Annotated in this window: 5 protein-coding genes; 2 read left to right on the top strand and 3 right to left on the bottom strand. The window is 31.3% G+C overall.

Annotated elements, in window-relative coordinates:
- Both ACI3VO_RS00375 and codA read left to right on the top strand, forming a co-directional pair.
- A partial coding sequence (locus tag ACI3VO_RS00375) for a hypothetical protein (protein WP_439756005.1) occupies window positions 1-242 on the top strand: 242 nt, incomplete at its 5' end.
- A gap of 2 nt (window positions 243-244) precedes the next feature.
- Window positions 245-1,480, top strand: coding sequence for a cytosine deaminase (gene codA, locus ACI3VO_RS00380; RefSeq protein ID WP_439756006.1), 1,236 nt, complete (start codon window positions 245-247; stop codon window positions 1,478-1,480).
- 49 nt (window positions 1,481-1,529) lie between these two features.
- Here the strand turns inward: codA and ACI3VO_RS00385 are convergent, their stop codons facing one another.
- From ACI3VO_RS00385 to ACI3VO_RS00395, 3 genes are all read right to left on the bottom strand, one after another.
- Window positions 1,530-1,988, bottom strand: a complete 459-nt coding sequence (locus ACI3VO_RS00385; RefSeq protein ID WP_439756007.1) for a GyrI-like domain-containing protein — start codon at window positions 1,986-1,988, stop codon at window positions 1,530-1,532.
- 92 nt (window positions 1,989-2,080) lie between these two features.
- Window positions 2,081-2,977, bottom strand: coding sequence for a helix-turn-helix transcriptional regulator (locus ACI3VO_RS00390; protein ID WP_439756008.1), 897 nt, complete (start codon window positions 2,975-2,977; stop codon window positions 2,081-2,083).
- Between the two features lie 24 nt (window positions 2,978-3,001).
- Window positions 3,002-3,703 carry a gamma-glutamyl-gamma-aminobutyrate hydrolase family protein gene (locus ACI3VO_RS00395; protein WP_439756009.1) on the bottom strand — a complete coding sequence of 234 codons (702 nt, stop codon included), beginning with the start codon at window positions 3,701-3,703 and terminating at the stop codon, window positions 3,002-3,004.
- Between the last annotated feature and the right edge of the window lie 387 nt (window positions 3,704-4,090).

A 4,090-nucleotide genomic window follows, 5' to 3' on the forward strand; every position in this document is an offset into this window, starting at 1 on the left:
TAAACTGCGCCCTACCTCCAATAGGTATCATAGTAATTTTAGATTTCTTTAAAAATCGCCAAAAATATGATGGCGAACGCAAATTACCAGTTGTAAATTGGTTTAATGTATTAGGTATTGTCATTGGTGCTGTAGTTGCCAACACATTACAATGGGGCATAGCTGCTATTAATGCTATGGTAATAGCCGCAGTTTGTTACTTTGTAGGACAAATTTTTTCAAAAGATAATAAGGAGGGTTAATCATGCTATTTAAAAATGGACATATTGAAAATTCTGTAGAAGCTATAGATATTCGTGTTACTGATGGTAAATTTGAACAAATAGGAGCAAATCTAGAAGCTCGTCCTGGAGAAGAGGTTGTAGATTGTACTGATAAATTAATTTTACCTCCTTTTGTGGAATCACATGTACATCTAGATACTTGTCTGACAGCTGGTCAACCTCGTTGGAATATGAGCGGGACTCTATTTGAAGGTATAGAAAGATGGGAGGAAAGAAAAGAATTCCTTACTAAAGAAGACGTAAAAAATCGTGTAAACAAAGTGGTTCGTATGCAAGCTGCTAATGGTGTTCAACACGTTCGTACTCATGTAGATATAAACGACCCTAAATTAACTGCATTAGAAGCTATCTTAGAGCTTCGTGAAGAAGTAAAGGATTTTATAAACATCCAAATAGTTGCATTCCCTCAATATGGTATTCTAAGCTACCCAAAAGGTAAAGAATTGCTAGAGGAAGCGCTAAAAATGGGAGCAGATGCAGCAGGTGCAATTCCTCACTTTGAATTCACTCGTGAATATAGTGTAGAATCTCTAAATATATGCTTTGAATTAGCTCAAAAATACAACAAGCTTATCGATGTACACTGTGATGAAATAGATGATGAGGCTTCTAGAGGATTAGAAACTCTAGCAACAAGAGCTTATGAAACTGGTATGAGAGATATGGTTACTGCTTCTCATACTACTGCAATGCACAGCTACAATAATGCCTATATGATTCGTTTAATGCGTTTATTAAAAATGTCTGGCATTAACTTCGTAGCTAACCCTTGTGTCAATATGCACTTAGGTGGTCGTGTAGATACATATCCTAAACGCAGAAGTCTTACTCGTGTTAAAGAGCTTACTGCAGAAGGATGCAATGTTTCTTTCGGAAATGACGATATTTTCGATCCATGGAATCCACTTGGCAACGCAAGTATGCGTGATGCTGTTTTTATGGGACTATATGCAGGTCATATGCTAGGATATGAAGAAATAATGAATTCATATAAATTCGTGACAACTAATGCTGCTCGTACTCTTCACCTTGGCGATGGATATGGTATCAAGGAAGGTAATGATGCTAGCTTTGTAATAATGAATGCTAAAAATTATTATGACGCATTAAACTACGACGAACCTGTTTTAGCTTCTTATAAAAATGGTAAATTAATCGCTAAAACTGAACCTAAAAAAACAGAAGTTTTTGTTTAAAAATAAATAAGAGGCTGTCGCAAAAAAACTTGCGATAGACCTCTATTTTTTATTTTAATGATACATAAATATCAATCTCTGCATCATCGATTTCTGCATTTTTATATTCCTCAAAATCTGCAACAAAGCTTCTATCTAGATTCATTTCCCAAATTTGTTGCCAAGCCTCTGCTACAGCAGTCACCATATTTCCTCGAATAGAAAATCTTGCATATTTTCCTGCTGGAATAATCTTTTTTGTCAAATTGTAATTTTTTATTAACTCGTCATCTTCTTCAGATGATACTTCATTACCTACTGTTACCAAATAATTTTCTCCAACGTAATCAGAATAAAGTCCTATAGAAAAATCATTCACTCTATTTTTTAATTTTTCATTTATTCCATTTTTATAAAAATTTTCCCATAGTCCTCCTATAACTTTTCCCATATCTTCTGAACTATTAGACGTTGTTGCACTTAAACCAACAAGTATTTTTTCTTTTAAATTAACTATTTCATATTCCATAGTAAACCTCCTAAATTTTTTTAAAGTAATATTTTCTATGTAATAATTATAGTATTTTAAATATGACATATATTTGTCTTATTTTAAATTTTCTACTTGTATAAATTCAAAGTTTCTTGTAGTTGTTGCTTTAATTTTTCACGCACTTCCTTTGGCTCTAAAACTTCGCAATAAGGTCCAAATGTCGATATATAATAAAGTATCCACTGGTTATCAGGTAAATCTATTTCTACAATAAAATCTTCATCCTCTGTTTTTTTATAATCTTCAAATTCATCATAAACTCTATAAGCCATCTGTTTATCTATATGTAATTTTAAATGTACAAGTTCTCGCACATATTTATTTTCTTTGTGCAAAACTTGACCATATGTTGTATGCTCTATAACTTCTTCTGTAATTTTTAAATCTTTTACTCGCATTAGTTTAAAAAATCTGTAGTCTTGACGTTTCCTACAATAACCATATAAATACCAGGCTTCTCCTTTAAAGCATAATTTCAATGGTTCGACATATCTTTCTTCTTTATTGCCCTTGGAATTTGAATAAATAAATGTTACCAATTTTCTTTTACAGATAGCATTCTTCAAATTTTTAAAAAGGTCTGCTTGATCATTTTGGTTTGACCATGAAGAAAAATCTACCTCGATCCAATCTATATAAGATTCACCAAAAATGCTCGTGAATTTTTCTAAAAGCTCATTTTTATCCCTTAAATCTACGGATTTAAAAGCACTCAATGAAGATAAAATATTTTCCTTCTCCTCCTCAGTCAAAACACTCTTATCCAATACAAAATTAGGTAAAAGAGATATTCCCCCACCTCTACCTTTATTCATATAAATAGGTATTCCAGCAGAAGATAACATGTCCACATCCCTGTAAATTGTTCTAGTTGAAACCTCAAATCTATCTGCAAGCTCAGAAGCAGTTATTTTATCTTTTTGAAGTAACAAATACACTATTTCAAATAATCTATTTATTTTCAATGATTCACCTTCTTTAAATATTTACTATTCATCTATAGCCTTAACAAAAGCTCTGATTATAACATCATTTTCTTCACTATCCTCCCATAAAAACTCTGGATGCCATTGCACTGCCATGACAAATTTTTTATCTGGCAAAGTAATAGCCTCCACTAGTCCATCCTCTGAAACCGCATTTGCAATTACATTCGGAGCTAGGTCTTTTATAGCTTGGTGGTGATAACTATTTACCGATAATTTATCCACACCAATTACTTCAAATAATGGAGTATCTTTTAAAATATCCACAGTATGTACTCCTCGATTGTACGGCTTTTTCATAGAGTGTTTAGTTTCTGAAGGATGTTCTGTTGGTAAGTCTTGATATAATGTTCCTCCCAATAATGCATTAAACAGTTGAATTCCCCTGCAAATACCTAGAATAGGCTTGTCATTTTCTATAGCTTTTGTGAATAAATACTTTTCCATTTCATCTCGAGGATCACATAATAATCCACACATTTCATTTTTTTGATTGTAAAATTTTGGATTTACATCGTGTCCACCTGTGAATAAAATTCCATCGACCATATTGAAACATTTATCTAGAACTTCTTTATCTGTGGATAAAGGTAAAATAATCGGAGTTGCGCCATTACTTTCTAATGCATCCATATATCCTGGTAACATCCATAGACTCTCTTTTTCATCATCCCAAAGTGGAATAACTCCTACAATTGGTTTCATAGTATCATCTCCCTTAAATTGTAAATTTTCTTATTATAAATTATACAATGATTGAATCTTACCACAATATGTCAATGCAATATAAATAAATTGATATGAATTTTTTTAATATTTTATATAGATATGCTATTTTAGGCAAAAAAAAGCATAACACTTTTTTTAGTTATGCCTAGGTCATAATTAAAAGGAATATGTTTGCAGATAATCAATTCCTTATATATAATTTTTATTTTATTTACTATATTATAACTTTTTACGCTTTTATTGTACAGAGTTTTTTTTATGTTTTTTCTTGTTTTTTATATCAAAATAACTTTTTATTGAAATATAATTCAAAATAATCCAGTAGTGGCTTTATAATTTACCAATATTCCACAATATTATGTC

The sequence above is a fragment of the Intestinibacter sp. genome, from assembly GCF_051866655.1.
GTDB lineage: Bacteria > Bacillota > Clostridia > Peptostreptococcales > Peptostreptococcaceae > Intestinibacter.

Coding starts and splice junctions, on each gene's coding strand:
- ACI3VO_RS00395 (WP_439756009.1), bottom strand. CDS start 3,703: ATGAAACCAATTGTAGGAGTTATTCCACTTTGGGATGATGAAAAAGAG.
- ACI3VO_RS00385 (WP_439756007.1), bottom strand. CDS start 1,988: ATGGAATATGAAATAGTTAATTTAAAAGAAAAAATACTTGTTGGTTTA.
- codA (WP_439756006.1), top strand. CDS start 245: ATGCTATTTAAAAATGGACATATTGAAAATTCTGTAGAAGCTATAGAT.